The organism is Croceibacterium mercuriale (genome assembly GCF_000802385.1).
GTDB lineage: Bacteria > Pseudomonadota > Alphaproteobacteria > Sphingomonadales > Sphingomonadaceae > Croceibacterium > Croceibacterium mercuriale.
On sequence record NZ_JTDN01000001.1, the window covers coordinates 1,754,571 to 1,771,325 of the forward strand.

The 16,755-nt window shown below is 70.1% G+C and carries 16 protein-coding genes; 5 read left to right on the forward strand and 11 right to left on the reverse strand.

Annotated features, from left to right (window positions below):
- Positions 1-31: 31 nt before the first annotated feature.
- Positions 32-1,201, forward strand: a complete 1,170-nt coding sequence (locus tag PK98_RS08175; RefSeq protein ID WP_039095653.1) for a glycosyltransferase family 4 protein — start codon at positions 32-34, stop codon at positions 1,199-1,201.
- 3 nt (positions 1,202-1,204) lie between these two features.
- On the opposite strand, the gene PK98_RS08180 is transcribed toward PK98_RS08175, so the two are convergent.
- The 4 genes from PK98_RS08180 to PK98_RS08195 all read right to left on the reverse strand — a co-directional run bounded on the left by PK98_RS08180 (position 1,205) and on the right by PK98_RS08195 (position 5,348).
- The gene (locus tag PK98_RS08180; RefSeq protein ID WP_039095654.1) at positions 1,205-2,533 is read right to left on the reverse strand and encodes an outer membrane protein assembly factor BamB family protein; all 1,329 of its coding nucleotides are present in this window, start codon (positions 2,531-2,533) and stop codon (positions 1,205-1,207) included.
- 4 nt (positions 2,534-2,537) lie between these two features.
- A complete protein-coding gene (locus PK98_RS08185) occupies positions 2,538-3,329 on the reverse strand; it encodes a tetratricopeptide repeat protein (RefSeq protein WP_039095655.1) in 792 nt (263 codons plus the stop codon).
- A 100-nt stretch (positions 3,330-3,429) separates the two neighbouring features.
- Complete coding sequence (locus PK98_RS08190; protein ID WP_052208210.1) at positions 3,430-4,476, reverse strand: glycosyltransferase; 1,047 nt, start codon at positions 4,474-4,476, stop codon at positions 3,430-3,432.
- Entirely contained in the window at positions 4,476-5,348 is an 873-nt protein-coding gene (locus PK98_RS08195; protein WP_200884982.1) for an alpha/beta fold hydrolase, read from the reverse strand. Before PK98_RS08195 ends, PK98_RS08190 begins: the two co-directional genes overlap by 1 nt.
- Before the next feature lie 64 nt (positions 5,349-5,412).
- Between PK98_RS08195 and PK98_RS08200 the strand changes: the two genes are divergently transcribed.
- Entirely contained in the window at positions 5,413-6,813 is a 1,401-nt protein-coding gene (locus tag PK98_RS08200; RefSeq protein ID WP_039095658.1) for a protein adenylyltransferase SelO family protein, read from the forward strand.
- Positions 6,814-6,868: 55 nt separating this feature from the next.
- Positions 6,869-8,287 carry a succinylglutamate-semialdehyde dehydrogenase gene (astD, locus tag PK98_RS08205; protein ID WP_039095660.1) on the forward strand — a complete coding sequence of 473 codons (1,419 nt, stop codon included), beginning with the start codon at positions 6,869-6,871 and terminating at the stop codon, positions 8,285-8,287.
- 25 nt (positions 8,288-8,312) lie between these two features.
- Here astD and PK98_RS08210 read toward each other — a convergent pair whose 3' ends face one another.
- The 5 genes from PK98_RS08210 to PK98_RS08230 all read right to left on the reverse strand — a co-directional run bounded on the left by PK98_RS08210 (position 8,313) and on the right by PK98_RS08230 (position 13,699).
- Entirely contained in the window at positions 8,313-8,723 is a 411-nt protein-coding gene (locus PK98_RS08210) for a glycine zipper 2TM domain-containing protein (protein WP_039095663.1), read from the reverse strand.
- Between the two features lie 97 nt (positions 8,724-8,820).
- Entirely contained in the window at positions 8,821-9,867 is a 1,047-nt protein-coding gene (gene pyrC / locus PK98_RS08215; RefSeq protein WP_235425432.1) for a dihydroorotase, read from the reverse strand.
- A 151-nt stretch (positions 9,868-10,018) separates the two neighbouring features.
- On the reverse strand, positions 10,019-11,488 hold the full coding sequence (locus PK98_RS08220; protein WP_039095668.1) for an ATP-binding protein: 1,470 nt from the start codon (positions 11,486-11,488) through the stop codon (positions 10,019-10,021).
- 81 nt (positions 11,489-11,569) lie between these two features.
- Entirely contained in the window at positions 11,570-11,986 is a 417-nt protein-coding gene (locus tag PK98_RS08225; protein ID WP_039095669.1) for a hypothetical protein, read from the reverse strand.
- Between the two features lie 84 nt (positions 11,987-12,070).
- A complete protein-coding gene (locus PK98_RS08230) occupies positions 12,071-13,699 on the reverse strand; it encodes a phospholipase D family protein (protein ID WP_235425433.1) in 1,629 nt (542 codons plus the stop codon).
- A 76-nt stretch (positions 13,700-13,775) separates the two neighbouring features.
- Here PK98_RS08230 and ygfZ point away from each other — a divergent pair, with 76 nt between their 5' ends.
- A complete protein-coding gene (gene ygfZ, locus PK98_RS08235; RefSeq protein ID WP_039095671.1) occupies positions 13,776-14,498 on the forward strand; it encodes a CAF17-like 4Fe-4S cluster assembly/insertion protein YgfZ in 723 nt (240 codons plus the stop codon).
- On the opposite strand, the gene PK98_RS08240 is transcribed toward ygfZ, so the two are convergent.
- A complete protein-coding gene (locus tag PK98_RS08240; protein WP_039095673.1) occupies positions 14,489-15,058 on the reverse strand; it encodes a TetR/AcrR family transcriptional regulator in 570 nt (189 codons plus the stop codon). The genes ygfZ and PK98_RS08240 overlap by 10 nt on opposite strands.
- 28 nt (positions 15,059-15,086) lie before the next feature.
- Here PK98_RS08240 and PK98_RS08245 point away from each other — a divergent pair, with 28 nt between their 5' ends.
- A complete protein-coding gene (locus tag PK98_RS08245) occupies positions 15,087-16,001 on the forward strand; it encodes a metal-dependent hydrolase (protein WP_081996087.1) in 915 nt (304 codons plus the stop codon).
- Here the strand turns inward: PK98_RS08245 and PK98_RS08250 are convergent.
- Entirely contained in the window at positions 15,971-16,561 is a 591-nt protein-coding gene (locus tag PK98_RS08250; protein ID WP_039095676.1) for a GNAT family N-acetyltransferase, read from the reverse strand. The genes PK98_RS08245 and PK98_RS08250 overlap by 31 nt on opposite strands.
- Positions 16,562-16,755: the final 194 nt, after the last annotated feature.

Consider the following 16,755-nt stretch of genomic DNA (forward strand, 5'->3'; position numbering starts at 1 on the left):
AGCGCCCGCGCTTTCCGTAAGGCCCCGAGCCATGGACATGGCTAGCCTGCGGGTCGCGCTTTTCAGCGGCAATTACAATTACGTCCGCGATGGGGCCAATCAGGCGCTGAACCGGCTGGTGGATTACCTGCTGCGGCAGGGTGCCGCGGTGCGCGTCTACGCCCCCACGGTGCCGCAACCCGCCTTCGAGCCAAAGGGCGATCTGGTCAGCGTGCCGTCCACCGCCTTCCCCGGCCGCGGCGAATACCGCTTCCCGCTGGGCCTGTCGGCGGCGGTGCGGCGCGATCTGGCGGCGTTCGATCCCACGATCGTCCACGTGGCATCGCCCGACATCGCCTGTCAGCAGGCGGTCCGCTGGGCGCGCAGGCGGCGCCTGCCGGTGCTCGCGTCGGTCCACACGCGGTTCGAGACCTATCCGCGCTATTACCACCTCGGCTTCATCGAGCCGGTGGTGGAATCGCTGCTGCGCCGCTTCTACAACCGGTGCGATGCGCTGGTCGCCCCGTCGGAAGGGATGGCGCAGGTGCTGCGCGACCAGGCCATGAACGGCGACATCGCCCTGTGGCAGCGCGGCGTGGACCGGGCAATCTTTCATCCCGGCGCGCGTGATCCCGCATGGCGGCATGCGCAGGGGCTGGCCGATGACGAGGTAGCCGTCGGCTTCCTGGGCCGGCTGGTGATGGAGAAGGGCCTGGACGTGTTCGCCGACACGCTGGCCGAAATCCGCCAGCGCGGCATTGCTGCGCGCGTGCTGGTGGTGGGCGAAGGGCCGGCGCATGGCTGGCTGGCCGAACACCTGCCGGCCGACACCATCTTCGCCGGGTTCCAGAAGGGACCGGATCTGGGCCGGGCGGTGGCCGCCATGGACCTGCTGCTGAACCCGTCGATCACCGAAACCTTCGGCAATGTCACGCTGGAGGCGATGGCCTGCGGCGTGCCGGTGGTCGGCGCGGACGCGACCGGCAGCAACAGCCTGATCGTGCCGGGGGAGACGGGTGTGCTGGTGCAGCCCGGCGACGTGGCCGGCTTCGCCGATGCGGTCGGCCGGCTGGTGACCGACCGGCAGCTGCGCACCCGCATGGGCATCGCCGGCGAACGCCGCAGCGCCGTCTATGGCTGGGACGCGATCAATGGCGCAGTGGTCGACACCTATGCCCGGCTGATCGCCGCGCATCGCGGCCCGGTGCGCCGGGCCGCCTGAGCATCACCGCCAGGCGGTGATCCGCCCGCTATCGTCCATGATGTAGAGCGTGCCACCCGCCGCGACCGGGTTCAGCGTCACCGCCTTCTCCAGATCCGTGAACGGGGTCGCCTCCCCGGTGGCGGGATCAACCGAGCTGACCTGCCCGCGCGAACTGGCGATCCACAGCCGACCGCCGGCCGCCAGCGGCCCGGTCCAGAACACCGGCCCTTCGCGATCCTCCTCGTCACGCCAGCGGCGCAGCTGGGTGATCCACTTCACCCGGCCGGTCGCCTTGGCGATCGCCAGCAGGCGGGAATCGTCGGTCAGGGTGAAGATCCAGTCGCCCGCGACGGTCGGGGTGGAGACGCCCGCCAGGTTCAGCTCCCACACGCGCTGCCCGGTCAGCAGCTCGTAGGCCGCCATGCGCCCGCCCTGCCCCAGCGCGTAGACGCGCCCGGCATCGATGATCGGATCGGCATCGACGTCAGTCAGCGATCCGACCTGCGTGGACAGCGACGTGCGCGCCAGCGCGTCCGACCACAGGGTGCGGCCGTTCTCGTACCGGTAGGCGACCAGCTCGCCGCTGGAATAGCCGGCAATCACCGTGCCCTGCCCCGCCGCCGGTGCCGCCACGCCGAACACGCCGGACTGCCCGCTGGTGGCGACATCGCGCCAGATCGGCGCACCATCGGCGATGTTCATCGCATGGATCTGGTTGTCCTGCGTCATCACGTACACCGCGTTGAACGCGATTGTCGGTGCCCCGCGCAACGGCCCGGCGGGCTTCTTGCGCCACACCTCCGTACCATCCCGCGCGTTCATCGCGATCACGTCGCCCGCGCCATTGGTCACGAACAGGCGTCCGTCGAAATAGCTGGCGCCGCCACCATAGGTCACGCCGGCCAGGTTCTCCGGCACCTCGACCCGGTTGGTCCAGCGGACCGCACCGGTGGCGGCATCGAAGGCGTGGATCACGCCGGCGGTATCCGCCACGAACAGCATCCCGTCGCCGACCACCGGGCTGGAGGCCAGCCGGCGGCGGTTGGTCGATCCGGCGACCTGCACGCTCCACACCCGCGCCGGGGCGGCGGACAGGGCAGCATGGCCGGCAGCCTTGGCCGCGTTGCCGCCGGGTTGCGGCCATTCGGCGGTGGGCGTCTGCGCCGGCAGCACGACCGGCGTGTTGACGAGCGACTTGTCCGCCTCCACCACCTGGCTCACCCGGGACAGGATCGGCGTCCGGTTGCCCAGGGAGGGTGTCTTCGGATCACCATTGCCGCCGAAGATGCCGCAGGCGGCCAGCAACGAGAGCAGCGGCAGGGTCAGGAGAATGCGGGGCTTGCGCAGCATTGGATCAGTCCTGTTGAGGTGCGGGAGCGGCGGGGGCAGCGGCCGGCGTGTTTCCGCCGAGCGCTAGGTCGCCTTCGTCAACCGCATCGAAGCCGAGCAGCCCGGCGAGCTGCCGGGTGCGGGACCGCAAGGTGGGCGGCACCGCATCGTCGCGGGCGATCTGCACCAGCAGCGGCCCGGCCAGATCGGTGCGGTTCTGTTTCAGGTAGGCCATCGCGACCATCTCGCCCGCGCTGCCGAACCAGGGGTTGCCCGGCACGGCCAGCGGCTTCAGCCGGTCAACGATAGTCTGTGGCGGCACGTCCTCGAACTCGGCGGCGGCCAGGCGGATGGTGGCGATGTCGCGATAAGGCTTGGGCGCACCCGCATCCGCGCTGATCTCGCGATAGATGGTCAGCGCCTCGTCCCGCCGCTCGCCACGCAGGGCCAGACCGGCCTGCGCCAGCCGCGCGGACAGCAGCGCCACCCCGTCGGCATCTTCGGCGATGGCGGCCAGTTCCTTGGCGGCCTGTTCGGGCGATCCGCCCTCCAGTTCGTCCAATGCGGATACCAGCTGTTCGGACTGTGCCTCCTGCGCCGCCGCCTGACGATCCCGCCAGAACAGCCAGCCGCCGAGCGCCAGCAGCACCGCCAGGATCGCGAGGCCGACCGGCACCGCATAGCGGCGGGCCAGTTCGCTGAACTCTTCCTTGCGGACGGCCTCGTTCACCTCCCGCACCATCACGGACTCTTCCGCCTGGCGGCGCACGGCGGCCCGCTCGGCGCGGGCATTGTCGATGTCGGAAGGGAGGGCCAAGGTCGCTCGATCTGCTGCAAGAAGGGAAGCCGGCGCTTTAGCGCAAGGGCGCCGCAATTCAATTCCCGGCGTGAACCGGCGATGAAGCCGGTCCGTTATGCTACACAGGCGCCGGGCGGCGCATCAGCCCGCGATACAGCGCACGATGCCGTTCCACGGTGGTGGCGGCATCATGTTCCGCCACCGCCTGCGCCCGGTTGGCCTGCCCGATGGCAGCGCGGCGATCCGCATCGTCTGCCAGCGCGACCAGCACATCGGCCAGCGCGGCGGCATCCGGGACCAGCAGCGGGCCGTTGGCACTGGCCGGCAGCCCATGCACCGCGCCACGCGGCGCCACGAGCGGCAGCCCGGTCGCCATCACCTGCAGCACGGTCACCGATGGCAGCGGCCCGGTGGCAGCGAACAGGTCGCACAAGGGCAGCAGCTGCTGCGCCGAAGCGTCGCCTGCAAACAGCACGCGGTGATCCTGCGCCACCGCCGCCGCCGCGGCCAGCAAGGCCGGCCGGTCCGCGCCGGCGCCCCACACGACCAGCTGCCATTGTTCCGGCAGGCGCGGCAGGGCGGCGATCAGCGCCGGCACGTTGCCATCCGCCGGCACGGCCAGCCACTTCTCGTCCCGCCGCTTGACCAGCCCGGGCAAGGCATCGCGCTTCGGCGCGCGGCCGAACGGCGCCAGCTCGACGCCATCCGCAATCAGGCGCACGCGGGTGCGGGGCTGCTGCCAGCGTTCCAGCGCGATCCGTTCCGTGCCGGCATCCGGCACGATGATCGCCGCACTCCGCCCCAGCGCGATCCGCCGGTACAGATTGCTGCGGCCGGCGCCGGTGCCTTCGTGGTGCACCAGCGGCGGCAGGTGGTAGACATCGGCGAACAAGGTATGCGCCAGCACCGCATCCAGCGCGCCCCCGCCCCAGGTGCATACCAGGTCAAACCCCGCCATCGCGCCGGCCAGCATCTTCAGCCGCGCGGGCCAGGGCCGCCCGCTCAGCGGCGGCAGCGTCGCCAGTTGCACGCCGCGGGCGCGGACCGGCGGCGGGTCTCCTGCCAGCACCTGCGGCCCCTGCCCTGCCATGGCAGCGACCACCACGCCGCAGCGTTCGGGCAACGCATCCGCGCCCGAGGCGACCCAGTGCAGCACACCCGCCATCAGCCCGCCTCCGCCACGCGGCCGAGCAGCCGGGCGATGGCCTGCTGCGCGACGGGTTCCTCCAGCGTCGGCGCATGGCCGGTGCGCGGTACGGAAATGCTTTCCAGCCCCGGCACCTCCACCGCCATCCGCGCCAGGGTGGCGGGCGACAGGATATCCGACAGCTCGCCGCGGATCGCCAGCACCGGCCGTCCGGCCAGCGCATGCAGCAGGGGCCACATGTCGGGCGCCGGTCCCGTCGGCACGGCGGAGAACGGCTCGGCGATCTTCATGTCGTAATCGAACGCGATCCGCCCGCCGGCGCCCACGCACATCAGCCGCTTGGCCAGCCGCAGCCAGTCGGCGATGAGGTAGTCCGGATGCGCCTCGCCCGCCTGTTCGCGCAACGCGCGGGCGGCGTGCATCCAGGTGGGAAAGCTGCGCCCCTGCCCGACATAGTCGCGGATGCGGGCCAGCCCGGCGGCCTCGATCTCCGGCCCGATATCGTTCAGCACCGCCCCGGCGATCCGGTCCGGCATCTGCGCCGCCAGCAGCATGGTGACGATCCCGCCCAGCGAGGTGCCGATCGCCACCACCCGCTCCAGCCCGGCCTGATCCAGCAGCGTGGCAATATCGGCTGCGTAGCGCAGCGGCACGTAACTGGCAGGATCCTTGGCATAATCGCTCTGCCCCCGGCCGCGCAGGTCGACGCACAGCACGCGCCACTCACCGGCAAAGGCATCGGCGACCGGCTCGAAATCCCGGGCATTGCGGGTCAGGCCGGGGATGCACAGGATCGGCGGGCGATCCTGCCGCCCGGGATAGTCGCGATAGCGCAGCACCAGCCCGTCATCGCTGGTCCACTCGCGCATCTGATAGCCTGTGTCCTGCATCGCCCGATCCTGTTCCGGCGGCGCTTGGTTGCGCGCCGGCCTGCCCGTGCCCACTATTGATGGGATGCGCGCAGAACCGCAACCCGCCCCCTATCGCCCCGATCCGCAGATCGACAGCGTCGCCCCGTGGCTGGGCGATCCGGTCGCCGCGGCGGATTTCCCGCAGACCACACTGCGCTTCCGCAACCGGCGGTGGGACACGGCGATCGGCCTGGCCGGCCTGAGCGACAGCGCGTGGCTGGAGCATTTCGGCCGCTTCGTGCCGTTGGCGGACAATCTGCCGGTTCCGTTGGCGCTGCGGTATCACGGGCACCAGTTCCAGGTGTACAATCCCGACCTTGGTGACGGGCGCGGCTTCCTGTTCGCGCAGTTGCGCGATTCCGCCGGGCGCCTGCTGGACCTCGGCACCAAGGGCAGCGGGACCACGCCGTGGAGTCGCGCCGGCGATGGCCGGCTGACGCTGAAGGGCGCGGTGCGGGAAATCCTGGCGACCGAGATGCTGGAGGCGCTGGGCGCCAATACCAGCAAGACCTTCAGCGTGGTGGAGACCGGCGAGGAACTGTGGCGCGGGGACGAGCCGAGCCCCACCCGTTCCGCCGTGCTGGTGCGGCTGAGCCATGGCCACATCCGCTTCGGCAGCTTCCAGCGGCTCGCCGCGCTGGAGGAGGACGATCACCTCGCCGCACTGGTGGATTACGCCCTGCGGCTCTATCCCGGCCCTCCGCCGCCGGACGATGCGCCGGGGCGGGACGAGCCGGCGGCGATCCTGCTGCACCAGGCCGTGGCGCGGATGGCGGACCTTGCGGCCAGCTACATGGTCGCGGGCTTCGTGCACGGCGTGCTCAACACCGACAACATGAACATCTCGGGCGAGAGCTTCGATTACGGACCGTGGCGCTGGCTGCCGCAATGGGATGCCGGCTTCACCGCGGCCTATTTCGACCATGCCGGCCTGTATGCCTTTGGCCGCCAGCCGCACGCAATCCGCTGGAACCTGATGCAGCTCGCCATTGCGCTGCGCCGGCTGACCGACAGCGCACCGCTGATCGCGGCGCTGGAAAGCTTTCCCGACCACTTCAACGCCGCCATGGCGCGGCGCTTCTGCTGGCGGCTGGGCGTGGCGAGCCGGGGCGCGGAGGCGGACTTTGCGCTGATCGCCGCGGCGGAGCGGGCGATGAAGGCGGAAGCGGTCGGTCCTGATGCGTTCTTCTTCGCCCATCGTGGCGGGCGCGCGGCACAGGGCGATCTGGCGGCGGCGCTGTCCGGCTACGAGCCGGCGGGTGACGATCATCCGCTCTGGTCCGACGCCCCGCCCGGCCTGCCGATCGAGGAGGTCGAGGCGCTTTGGCAGCCCATCGCCGAACATGATGACTGGCAGCCGGTGCACGCCAAGGTCGCGGCAATCCGCACACTTGGCGACGCCCTGGGCGAGCCGCCGGTGCCGGCCGGTCACCTGCCGGTTTGACGAACAGCGACCCCGGGCTAGAACCTGCGGTCCCACTCCTGCCGAGGTAACCCGCTTGTCCCACGCCGAAATCGTCTCGTTCGAACCCGCCACCGGGGCGGAGCTGTGGCGCGGGGCCGTGGGCGATGTGGATGCGGCGGTGGAGCGGGCACGGCAGGCCTGGCCGCAATGGGCCGCCCGGCCGCTGGCCAACCGGATCGAGCTGCTGCGCCGCTTCGCCAACGAGGTGCGCAGTGTGCAGGACGCCTTTGCGGACCTGATCGCGCGGGAAACCGGCAAGCCGCGCTGGGAGTCGCTGACCGAGGTGGAGGCGGTGATCGCCAAGGTCGAGATCAGCGTGAAGGCCTATGCCGAACGCACCGGGCAGCGCCGGCTGGACGGGGCGATGGGCGCGACCGCCGCGGTCCGGCACAAGCCGCATGGCGTGATGGCGGTGCTGGGCCCCTACAACTTCCCCGCGCACCTGCCCAACGGCCACATCGTGCCCGCGCTGATCGCCGGCAATGCGGTGGTGTTCAAGCCGAGTGAGAAGACGCCGGCGACCGCCGCCTTCCTGATCGATTGCCTGCACCGCGCCGGCGTGCCGGAGGATGTTGCGCAGCTGCTGGTCGGCGGGCCGGACGAAGGCCGCGCGCTGGTGGCGCACCCCGATGTGGGCGGCGTGCTGTTCACCGGATCGGCCCGCGCCGGTGTCGCCATCAACAAGGCGCTGGCGGAGGACCCCGGCAAGATTGTCGCGCTGGAGATGGGCGGCAACAATCCGCTGGTCGTGTGGAACACGCCGCTGGTCGCCGACGCTGCCGCGCTGATCGTGCAGTCCGCCTTCACCACCGCCGGCCAGCGCTGCACCGCGGCCCGGCGGCTGATCGTGCAGGATAGCCTGTATGATGCGGTGGTGGGCGAGGTGGCGGCGCTGGCGGAGCGGATGGTGATCGGCGCACCGTTCGACGATCCGCAGCCGTTCATCGGCCCGGTGATCGACAATGCAGCGGCCGAGCAGCTGACCGAAGGCTTCGTCGACCTGCTGTCCCGCGGCGGGCGGGCGATCGTGCCGATGCGGCGGCCGATGGGCAACGATCTGCCCTTCGTCACCCCGGCGCTGATCGACATGACGCAGGCGGGCAAGCGGCCGGACGAGGAGCTGTTCGGCCCGTTGCTGCAGGTGATCCGGGTCAGCGATTTCGACGAGGCGATCGCGGTCGCCAACGACACCCGCTTCGGCTTGGCGGCCAGCCTGATCGGCGGCAGCCCGCAGGAATACAACCGTTTCTGGGCGAATGTACGGGCGGGGATCGTGAACTGGAACCGGCCGACCAACGGGGCCAGTTCCGCGGCGCCGTTCGGCGGGGTAGGCCTGTCGGGCAATCACCGCCCGGCGGCATTCTACGCGGCCGATTATTGCGCCTATCCCGTGGCCAGCACCGAAGTGCCGCAGCCACGGGCCAGTGTAGGCGTTGGCTTCCGCGCCGATTAGGACCGGCGCGGCAACCGTTCAGGTGTTAGCGGCAGCGAACACCGGTGCCTTCGATCTCGCGGCCCAGCAGCGCGCCACCGGCAGCACCCAGGACGGTGCCAAGGGTACGGTCACGGCCACCGTCGATCTCGCGGCCCAGCAGGGCGCCGGCTGCACCGCCGACGATCAGGCCGGTCGTGCCGCTCTTCTTCTCGCACTGCGGGCGGTAGTCGCGGTCGCGGCGATCGCGGTCGCGGCGGTCACGGCCATAGCGGCGATCATCGCGGTCCCGGCGCCACTGGTTCCATTCGGTGCCCGACTGGTCGGCGGCGTTGTCGAAGGTGGCGACGGTCGCGGTGCGCGCGGCGGGCAGCGTCACGGCGGCTGCCGGCAGAGCAGTCGCGATCGCGCCGGTAGCGGCAAAGGCGAGGATGGCGTTCTTCAGCAGGTTGCTCATGGTAGGTCTCCTTCGAACCAGAAGTGTCGTTGGTTCATGTTTAGACCCGGCCAGCTGAACGTTCGGCAACCATCCTGCAAGAAAAGCACCTTCCCACTCAACTCATCGACGAAATCTTCCATCCTATCGTTTCACCGGCATGAAACGGTACGATCGCAGTGCCGGCGGCGTCCAGAACATCCGGGATTCGCACGTCGGAGCGGACCAGCGTGACCAAACCTTCGTTTACCGGCACGCGATAGAACTCCGGGCCGGCCAGACTGGCGAATCGTTCGAAGTGCTCGAGCGCGTTCTCCTGGTCGAAGACGGTGAGGTAGCTTTCCAGCGCGTGGGGCGCGTTGAAGATGCCGGCACAGCCGCAACCCGATTCCTTCATGTGCCGCGCGTGAGGCGCCGAATCGGTGCCGAGGAAGAACCTGCCCGAGCCGCCGGTTGCCGCGCGGCGCAGGGCAAGCCGGTGCTCCTCCCGCTTCGCCACGGGCAGGCAGTAGGCATGCGGGCGGATGCCGCCCACCAGCATGGCGTTGCGATTGAGATGGAGGTGCTGCGGCGTGATGGTCGCCGCGATGTTGGGGCCGGCGGCGTCCACGAACTGCACCGCCTGGCTGGTGGTGGCATGTTCCAGCACGACGCGCAGGCCCGGCATGTCGCGCAGCAGCGGGGCAAGCACCCGGTCGATGAACACTGCCTCCCGATCGAAGATGTCGATGTCCGGATCGGTCACCTCGCCATGGACGCAGAGCGGCATGCCGATCCGCTCCATCACCGCCAGCACGCGCCGGATATTGGCGATCGCCGTCACCCCGCTGGCCGAATTGGTGGTGGCGCCGGCCGGGTACAGCTTGGCGGCGGTGAAGATGCCCGCCGCATGGCCGTCGGCCAGATCGGCCGGATTGGTGGCGTCGGTCAGGTAGCAGGTCATCAGCGGGGTGAAGCCGCTGCTGGCCGGCACCGCCGCCATGATCCGCCGCCGATAGGCTTCGGCCATGGCGGCGGTCGTGACCGGCGGGACCAGATTGGGCATGATGATCGCCCGCCCGAACACCCGCGCCGTGTAGGGCGTGACCCCGGTCAGCACGTCGCCGTCGCGCAGATGGACATGCCAGTCATCCGGCCGGCGGATGGTGATGCTGTTCATGTCCATGGCAATGTTCCTGACGAAGTTGACACATCTGACAGTGTTCTAAGGCGTAAAGGTCGGCTGAGCGGGCCGCTGCGACCCTGCCCGGCGTGCCCGCGCCCTTGCCATAAAGGCACCGTGTAGGACACCCCGGACCGTCCGGAGCAGGCGCCGGTCAGTCGACCAGCGCGGCGAGGCCGGGCACGGTCACGCTGCGCTCCCCGCCGTAATCCTCCCGCACCACGATCAGGCCGCGCTTCTCCAGATGTTCCAGCAGGCGGCGGATGCGGCTGGGGCTGCTGGTGCCATACAGGCGGGCCAGCTGGTCCTCGTCCGGCGTGCCATGCCCTTGCGCGGCCAGCCGGGCGATCAGCAGGAACGGGGCGAGCAGGTCATCCTCCAGCGGGGCGGCCAGTTGCAGGATGGCGGCACGTGTCCCTTCGTCCACCCGATCCATGCCCGCCTGCGCCAGGGCGAAGCGGCGGCGGAAGCTGCCCATGTCGATCCCGGACGATGGCACCTGATATTGCCGGCACTGCATCAGGAAGGTCTGGAACAGGGCAGAGGTCGTCTGGAATGCGGCCTTGGGATCGGCCGCCATGTCGCGCAGCACCATCTCCACCCGCTCCCCCGTGTCGGCAGCCGGCAGCGCGGAAGCATCGGCGTCCGCCGCCTGCGCGTCCAGCTCGGCCATGCGTTCCGCCAGCCGTTCCGAGCCGGAGGGCTGGTCCGCCACGAAGGCGGCGGGCGCCGGCGCAGGCATGTCGCTGCGGGCGGCGGCAGCTTCGGCCAGCTCCGCATGGAGCAGGTCCTTCATCTCGGCCGGTGGTGCAGAAGGCAGCGGCAGCAGCCCGCTGCCGGTACTGGTGCGCGGGCCGGACTTCACGCCCCCGATCCGCACCTTCAGCGGCACGCGGGTGATCGCCGGGCCCAGGCCCAGGAACATGCCGCGATCCAGATCGCGGATCTGTTCGGCCTGGCGCCGCTCCATGCCCAGCAGGTCCGCCGCGCGGATCATGTCGATATCCAGGAAGGTGCGGCCCATCAGGAAGTTGGACGCTTCCGCGGCGACATTCTTCGCCAGCTTGGCCAGCCGCTGGGTCGCCACGATGCCCGCAAGGCCCCGCTTGCGCCCACGGCACATCAGGTTGGTCATCGCGTTCAGGCTGATCCGGCGCGTATCCTCGCTGATCTCGCCCCCGGCGGCAGGCGCGAACATCTGCGCTTCGTCCACCACGACCAGCACCGGGTACCAGTATTCGCGCGGAGCATCGAACAGGGCGGTAAGGAAATGCGCGGCGCAGCGGATCTGCTGCTCCACATCCAGCCCGTCCAGCGACAGGACCACGGATGCGCGATGCTGCCGGGTACGGGTCGCAAGCGCCTCGATCTCGGCCACCGAATGGCTGGCGCCGTCGATCACCACATGGTCGAAATGGTCGGCCAGCGTCACGAAGTCGCCTTCCGGATCGATCACGATCTGCTGCACGATGCCGGCCGATTCCTCCAGCAGGCGGCGCAGCAGGTGCGATTTGCCGGAGCCGGAATTGCCCTGCACCAGCAGACGGGTGGCCAGCAGCTCCTCTATGTCGACGTGGACCGGCTGGCCCCCGTGCTGTTCCCCGATGATGACCCGCGACTCCATGCAGCCGCATGTAGCTGCGCCGCGCCCCACCCCCAAGCACGGGGTCGGTCGCGGCGGCGGCTTTTCAACATCTGTGGCGAATCAGCCGCCTGCGGGATCGCGGCGCGACACCTTCAGGTCGAACGCATCGCTGCCGCCGGCATCGCTGCCGGGCTGGTGATGCACGCGGATCGTGTAGGCCCCGCCATCGGGCACGGTGCCGCGCCAGCCTTGTGCGCCGGAGCCGGTGCCGATCGCCCGGTCACTGCCCGGGGCCAGCACGTCGAACCCGACCTGCGGCGGTCCGGCCAGTGCCACTTCCAGCTGCTGCCCCGCGGCCGCCTTCACGCGGTAATCATGCGGCGCCGCGCCCGTGACCAGGCCGGCCATCGTTGCGGTATCCGTACCGCGCAGGAACCGTACATCGGTGGAGCCCATCTGCCCCAGCCAGTATCCGCCCGCCGGCACCGCCAGCGCCAGCGCGCCCACCACAACACCCTGTACGATCGTCAGCGGCATAGGCTGCCTTCTCCCATCTGTTCGCGGGTCTTTGGCGCCCGCCGGAAGGAGGCTAATGGATAGGGTGGGGAATGGCCAGCGCCCTCACAGCAGCCAGGCGATCGGCAGGCGCGAGGCGACGGCGATCAGCAGGTGGGCGCCGGGGCCCATGCCGGGTTCGTCCCGGCACGTCTCGCCATCGCGGTCCCAGCGCATCGTGCCGTCATCATCCAGCCGGACCTGCCAGGCATGTTCGGGGATGGTGCCTTCGAACGAGTCCGCCACCAGCCCGGCCAGTTCCGGCGACCGGATCATGAAGCCCATCTCGGTATTGAGGTCGATCGAGCGCTGGTCGAAGTTGAACGAGCCGATGAACAGGCGGTCCCGATCGACCGTGAAGGTCTTGGCATGCAGCGTGGAGGCGCCCCCGCGATAGGCGGCGGAGCGGCCGGTGCCGCTGCCCGCCAGATTGCTGCCGATGCCCAGCCGCACGCCGCGGCGCCGTTCCTTGTGCGATGGCCGTTGCGCATCGGTGCGCCGGGCGATTTCCCACAGATGCACGCCGGCCTCCAGCAATTGCCGCCGCCACGGGGCGTAGCCGGCATGGACCAGTGGCACGTCGCTGGCGGAATAGCCGTTTGTCAGGATGCACACGTTCACGCCCTGTCGGGCCAGGTCGCAGATCTGCTCGACACCCTGCTCCCCCGGCACGAAGTAGCCCGAAACGATGCCCAGCTGCTGCCGCGGCTCGCCTATCGCCTTGGCCAGCTGGCCCGCCAGCAGGCCGTCGCCCGTTGCCCCGCCCCACGCCTTGGCCGGATCATCGCTGATCATGTCCACCTCCGCCCAGATCAGCGGCAGCGTGCCCTCGCTCAGCTGCTCCACCACGGGCAACGTCTCCACCCGCTCGACATAGGCGCGGGCGGAGGGATCGCGTTCGACCACGGATGCGCGCCGGGCCAGCTTGCGGCGGTGCGGGCGGCCGATCTGGTGCAGGATCTGCGCAGCGGGGAAGGCGGCGGCACAGGTCCAGTAACGCTCGAAATCGTCCTCGACCTCGTCCACCACCGGGCCGATCGCCACCACATCCAGATCGGCGAACAGCGCGCCGTCATGAGCGCTGAAATATTCGTCGCCCACATTGCGACCGCCCACGATCGTGGCCGCGCGATCCGCCGTCAGGCTCTTGTTGTGCATGCGCCGGTTGAGCCGGCTGAAATCGGTGAGGTAGCCGATCATCTTGGGCCAGCGGATGCGGAACGGATTGAACAGCCGCACCTCGATCGCGGGATGCCCGTCCAGCGCGGCCAGGGCGCGATCGAGCCCGACGATGCCGTTATCGTCCAGCAGCAGGCGGATGCGCACGCCGCGCTCCGCCGCCTTGTGCAGCTCCTCCAGCAGCAGGGTGCCGGTGCGGTCGCCGTGCCAGATGTAATATTGCAGATCGAGCGTCCGCTGGGCCTGGCGGACCAGCAGCAGGCGGGCAGCGAAGGCGTCCAGCCCGTCCTCCAGCAGGTGGAGCCCCGACAGGCCGGGATGTTCGGCACATTGCCGCTGCGCACCCTGCTCCAGCCGGGTTTCGCCGGGACCCGGCGCGTCCTGGCAGATCGTCTCGCTGCGTTGCCGCCGGCGGCGCGGCAGTCGGCTGGCAAGAACCAGCGCGGCAAAGCCGGTGGCGAGAGCGGCGCCGGTGGCAGCCAGCTTGTGGGTCCGGATCCAGTGGGTCATCGGCATGGGCGGTTGGTGCCGGGCCGGAGCCCGCGACGCAAGCGCTGCTTGAAAAGGGTGCCGGCCCTGCCATCTGGGGCGCATGGATCAGCACCGCTTGCTCGACCGCACCTTGGTCCGCCTGACAGGAGAAGCGGGCGACGATCCGGCCACCTTCCTGCAAGGGCTGGTCACCAACGATGTCACCGGGCCGCTGCCTGTGTGGGCCGCGCTGCTGAGCGCGCAGGGCAAGGCGCTGTTCGACTTCCTGGTGTGGGCCGGGCCGGACGGCGGATTGCTGCTGGATTGCGAAGCCGCCTTCGCGGACGAACTGGTGCGACGGCTGACGCTGTACCGCCTGCGCAAGCGCATCACCATCGTGCGGGATGACGGACTGGCCGTGTACTGGCAGGCCGGTGGCGATGTCGGCATGGCCGATCCGCGGCTGGCAACGCTGGGCCGACGTTGGATCGCGGCGGCCGACCCTGCCGTGCCCGCCGGCGATGGCGCGTGGCTGCGGCACCGGCTGGCGCTGGGCGTGACCGAAGGCCGGGCCGAGCTGGGCGACACCCTGTGGCTGGAGGCCAATGCGGTGGAGCTGAATGGGGTCAGCTTCACCAAGGGCTGCTATGTCGGGCAGGAGAATACCGCGCGGATGAACTGGCGGCAGAAGGTCAATCGCCGGCTGGTGGTGGTGCCGCTGGAGCGGGGCGATCCCGCCCGGCGCAGGGTGGCCTACCCGGAGCTGGGCCAGGCGGTGGACCATCTGCGCGTGGCCGACATCGCGGATGATCTGCGCCCCGCCTGGATGGCACTTCAGGACTGAGCAAGCGCGGCGGCGACCAGCTTCTCCGCCTCGTCCCGCGCGGCGGAGGGGGGCAGCGCCATGGCGCCGGCCAGCCGCTGGCCCAGCAGCGAGTCGCCCAGGGCGAGCAGCACCAGTGCCAGCGCGGTCTGGTGCAGGTGCGCCGGTGCCCTGCCATCCTGGCCGAACAGGCCGTCGACCAGATGCCGGATGGCGGCGGCGAAGGGATCCAGCGCGTCGTGCTGATGGGTGGCGAGCATCCATCGGGCCAGTTCCCCGCCCCCGCCGGCGCCGAAGGCATCGAACACCAGGTCGACGATCGCCCGTGGGCTGGCCAGTCCGCCCTGGAGCGAATCCGCAATGGAGGCACTGACCTGCGCCGTCAGGTGCTGCACCAGCGCCTGCTGCAACCCTGCCGCGCTGCCGAAATGGTGCAGCAGGTTGGCGTGCGTCCGCCCGATCCGTCCGGCCACCGCCTTCAGCGTCACCGCCGCCGGCCCTTCCGCCAGCAGCAGCTGATGCGCCGCCTGCAGCGCCTGTGCACGGCTCTGCTCGGACGACAGGCGCGTTCTTATTGACATTGGTGTCAGTTAATCCCAGGTTCGGGGCATGAGCAAGACCATCGGCCTAGAAGGCGTGTCGCCCTCCGGCAAGCAGCCGGCTTCCCTCGCAACCCCGCCCATCGTGGTGCGCAACCGCCGCTTCGGCCGCGCGCGCGACGGCCATGCCCCGGCCACCCGCTGGTGGGCCGACGGCAATCCGGTGGGCACCGCCTGGCTGAACGGGCTGTCGATCACCTTCCCCCAGGGCGAGACCCTGTTCATCGACGCGGTGAAGGCGTTCCGCGATGGCGTGTCGCCCAAGCTGGCGGAGGAAATCCGCGACTTCGTGAAGCAGGAGGTCAATCACACGCGGGAGCATCTGGCGTTCAACCGCGCGGTCGAGGATGCCGGATACGACCTGACACGTGTGCAGGCGCGGCTCGACACCCTGATCGGACAGGTGCGCGAGGCGCCACCGATCGTGTGGCTGGGTGTCACGGTCGCACTGGAGCACTTCACCGCCCTGTTCGCGCATGAGTTCCTGGCGCAGCCCGACCGGTACATCAGTGGCGACAACGAGCAGGCGGAGCTGTGGCGCTGGCATTCGGTGGAAGAGATCGAGCACAAGGCGGTGGCCTATGACACCTGGCTGCATGCGACCCGCGACTGGAGCGCGTGGAAGCGGTGGAGCCTGCGCAGCGCGCTGATGCTGCGCGTCACGCGCAACTTCATGCACAGCGCCAATGCCGATGCGCTGGACCTGATGGCGCAGGACGGGATCACCGGACTGCGGGCGAAGGGGCGGCTCGCCTGGTACCTGCTGGGCCGCCCGGGCATGTTGCGCCGCCTGCTGCCGGCCTGGGCCGCGTTCTTCCTGCCCGGGTTCCATCCGTGGCACCGGGATGATTCGGCGCTGATCCGGGGCTATGACGCGCCCCGGACCGGCCCCGATCAGGCGGCGGCGTTGATGCTGGCGATGTAGGCGTCCGGCGTCACCCAGGCCGTTGGCGGGACCTGTGCCGGTTCGCCGCCGGCCAGGTCCGCCTCGTACTCCAGGGTGGAGATGGCGGCCGCACGAGCAAGGCTGGGCAGGCTGCCGGTGCCGCCGGTCGGGCGGAACCCGACGGCTGTGAGCACCCGGCCGGAACCGGGATTGTCGACCATGTGCCGCCCGCGGAGGGTCCGGTGCCCGGCCATGCGGGCAATCGCCAGCAGGCCGCTCAGCGCCTCCCGCGCGTAACCCTGCCCCTGCGCAGCGGGCGTGATCCAGTATCCGACCTCCGCCGGACCATCACTGTCCGCGGCATGCAGACCGCATCCACCGATGATGGTGCCTCCGTCATCCGGAATTGTGATCAGCAGGCTGGGCAGCGAAGGATCGCGCGGTGCGCCGATCCAGGCGAGCGCATCCTCCTCCTCGTACGGCCAAGAAACACGCGCGAGCATGTGAGCCACCGACTCGTGCGCGATGGCACGAGTCAGCGCGGGCGCATCCTCTTCCCAGGCAGGCCGCAGGAACAGGCGTTCGGTGCGGATGAACATTCTCGTGTCTCCCAATCCCACCACGACCGGCCTGTTGCAGGCCCATGTGGCGAAGTGATGGCAGTGCGCATGCAAGGCGCCGCCGGCGGAGAGGGAGAATGCAAAAAGGGAGACGGGTGGCCCCATCTCCCTCCGATTGTCCGGTGCGTTGCGCCGGCTGGGCCATCCCGTATGGACAGCCCCGTCAGCGAACT